Source organism: Xylophilus ampelinus (genome assembly GCF_003217575.1).
GTDB lineage: Bacteria > Pseudomonadota > Gammaproteobacteria > Burkholderiales > Burkholderiaceae_C > Xylophilus > Xylophilus ampelinus.
This window is the reverse complement of sequence record NZ_QJTC01000049.1, coordinates 1-3,169: the sequence shown is the minus strand read 5'-3', so window position 1 is coordinate 3,169 and position 3,169 is coordinate 1. Positions and strand designations below refer to the sequence as shown.

2 protein-coding genes and 2 pseudogenes are annotated in these 3,169 nt (G+C 56.9%); all 4 read left to right on the top strand.

The features are described 5' to 3' along the window. Positions 1–146, top strand: a pseudogene (locus tag DFQ15_RS18020) (IS630 family transposase); the annotation flags it as partial. A 26-nt stretch (positions 147–172) separates the two neighbouring features. After that, positions 173–1,708: a proline--tRNA ligase gene (gene proS, locus DFQ15_RS16710; RefSeq protein WP_110467037.1), complete on the top strand. Its 1,536-nt coding sequence runs from the start codon at positions 173–175 to the stop codon at positions 1,706–1,708. Between the two features lie 145 nt (positions 1,709–1,853). Next, positions 1,854–2,084, top strand: a pseudogene (locus tag DFQ15_RS16705) (IS5/IS1182 family transposase); the annotation flags it as partial. A gap of 237 nt (positions 2,085–2,321) precedes the next feature. After that, positions 2,322–3,050, top strand: a complete 729-nt coding sequence (locus DFQ15_RS16700; protein WP_110467036.1) for a 4'-phosphopantetheinyl transferase family protein — start codon at positions 2,322–2,324, stop codon at positions 3,048–3,050. Positions 3,051–3,169 lie beyond the last annotated feature (119 nt).

The window sequence follows — 3,169 nt, the reverse complement described above, 5'->3', positions numbered from 1 at the left end:
GCGTGGCCGATCTGGAGCGCTCCATCCGGCAATACATCGACCGACATAACGCCGACCCGAAACCTTTCATCTGGCACAAGAGCGCCGATACGATCCTCGCAAAGGTCGCTCGGGCTGCCCACAAACTTAGTTCGGCTTATTTTTGAGACACCACACTAGCTATCGAAACGGCATGAACGCTATTACTCCCACTCGCGCACAGGACTACAGCGCATGGTATCAACAGGTCATTGTCGAGGCTGACCTTGCCGAGAACTCGCCAGTTCGCGGCTGCATGGTGATCAAGCCGCTCGGTTACGGGAGATGGGAGATGGGAGATGGGAGATGGGAGATGGGAGATGGGAGATGGGAGAGCATGCAGCAACATCTGGACCGCATGTTCAAGGATACGGTGCACCAGAATGTGTATTTTCCACTATTCATCCCACTCTCGTTCTTCGAGAAAGAAGCGCAGCACGTCGAGGGCTTCGCCAAGGAGTGCGCAGTGGTCACGCACCGGCGCTTGGAAGCCAAACCTGGCGGCGGCCTGATGCCGGCTGGCGAGCTGGAAGAGTCGCTGATCGTGCGACCCACCAGCGAGACCATCTTCGGCGCCGCGTTTTCTAAGTGGATCCAGAGCTACCGCGACCTGCCAATGCTGCTTAATCAGTGGTGTAACGTGGTGCGCTGGGAGATGCGCACCCGCCTTTTTCTGCGCACCACCGAGTTCCTGTGGCAGGAGGGCCATACTGCGCACGCCACCGCAGAGGAAGCCAAGGAAGAGACCTTATGCATGCTGGAGGTCTACGCCCGTTTTGCCGAGGATTACATGGCGCTGCCGGTGATCAAGGGCGAGAAGTGTTCCTGGGAGCGCTTCCCCGGCGCCGTCGACACCTACTGCATCGAGGCCATGATGCAGGATCGCAAGGCGCTGCAGGCCGGCACCTCGCACTTCCTGGGGCAGAACTTCGCGCGCGCCTCCGACATCAAGTTTCAGAACGAACAGGGCCGCGAGGAATACGTCTGGACGACGTCCTGGGGCATGTCCACGCGCATGATCGGGGCGCTCATCATGACCCACGCCGATGACGACGGCCTGGTGATTCCGCCGCGCATTGCGCCGCGGCACGTGGTCATATTGCCCATCCACCACAACGAGGCCGATCGTGTTCGCGTCCTGGAGTATTGCCAGAAACTCGCGCTGGAACTGCGCGCGCAGCCCTACTGCGAGGGCCGCGTGCGGGTAGAAATCGACTCACGCGACATGCGTGGCGGCGACAAAATGTGGCATCACATTAAGCGCGGTATGCCATTGCGCATTGAAGTTGGCCCGCGCGATCTTGATGCCGGAACGGTAATGCTGAGCAGGCGAGATCGCGTCGCCAATAAACGCGAGGCTATTTCCGACAGGGATTTAGTTGCGCGCATCGGGCAAATACTCGATGAGATGCAGTCTAAGCTACTCCAGCGAGCTGTAGCCTATCGAGATGCCCACATACGCGAGATCACGGACCGTCAAGAATTCGAACGCTGGTTCCCCGGCACAGACGACACCTATGGTGGTTTTGCGCTTTGCCCGTTCGTGGACGATCCAGTGATGGTCGAGCAATTAGTTTCTCTGAAGGTGTCGGTCCGCTGCATTCCTTTTGAGCAACTCCAGCGCAGCGGCACTTGCCTGTTCACCGGTCGCAGCACTAATAGTTGGGCAATTTTTGCCAAATCTTATTGAATTTGCACGGGGCGCATGCATCGTATTCCATAGATGTAGCCGCGGCATCTATCTAGCCGATGCACCAGACTTAAAGGTAAAATACTCTCAATGCGCTCTTCGTAGTGCCCCAGACCAGCCCTGCTTCAAACCATTGAACCATCAAATGTCCAAGGCCGAGAGCGCTGATTTCTTTCGCCAGCCGGTGGCCCAAATGATTGCCCTGCGTTACCCGCTGGCGGTGCTGGCGAGCAGGCTTTGCTGGGCGCAGATCGAAGCGGCTCTGGCGCCCCACTTCACTCGCAAGGTGCGAGAGGGCCGCGCTGTCGCACAAGACGACCTGTTCGGTCCGTCACTGCAATTCGCAGGTGCTGGTGTCGCCGCCGCCGGCCGTCCATCGTGCGGTTGGGACTGCGAGGCCTTCTTGCGCCGCTGTTTGGGGGGCTTGCCATGCTCGCAACAGCGCTCACAGCGGCCATCGGCGCAAGGACAACCAGTTCAGATCGGCTGGTTTGCTCGGCTCGGTGAATTTTGAAGGGCCGACTGATTAGTCGTCGATCTTCCAGCAGCGCAGGCACTAGCCTATTTTGCATAAGCAAAACAGTAGTGAGGAAATGGTCACCCTAAGTTTCTTATGGAAACACTGCTATCTGTACGTGAGCTTAAGCTACCCAGCGGCGGTTTGCTGCAAGTTTTTTTGGCTTCTTTCGATTCGTCACGTTTCGAGCAGTCCGCATTCGCGGCCGCTGGTATACCTTGCCCGGCCTCAGTTGCACGCAGCGTGCGCAAGCGGCAGGCAGAGTTCTTTTTCGGGCGCTTGGTCGCGCGCGCGGCTCTGTGCGATTGTGGCGCGCCCATTGTCGACGTCCCAATCGGCAATGCAGGTGAACCGGTCTGGCCCGAGCATTTCGTGGGCAGCATCTCCCACACCAATGCCGTCGCTGTAGCAGTTGTAGGGGAGCAAGCCTATCACGTAGGACTTGGTATTGATATCGAGCGCGTCGTCTCTCCTGAGTCAGAGATAGCACTCCGGGCTATCGCGATAAATCCTGATGAATTAGATTTTCTGCGCTCAGTCGATGGGCCATTGGAATTGCGCGAGCTTGTTACGCTCGTATTTTCTGCTAAGGAAAGCCTATACAAAGGTGCTTTTAGTACGGTGCAGCGTTTTTTTGACTTCCACGCTGCACGAGTTTCTGCAATTGACGTTGCGTGCGGCGTCGTCACATTAACTTTGGAGGAAGACTTGAATGTGCTCTTCCCTCGCAAACGTCGGTGCGAGATCGGCTATGTACAGATCGATCCCATGACGATACTAACAGTCTTTGAGGCTCGCGAAAAGGTTGAATTGTCAGGCCTTTGAAATATAAAATTTTTAAAGAAGTCCGTTAAGGAAGGTCTGCACAAAGCTGCGTTTGCCGAGGTAGGTGACCGAGCATGGTGCGTTTGCCCCGGAGGCGCTGCTTGGTCTTGATCTGCTGC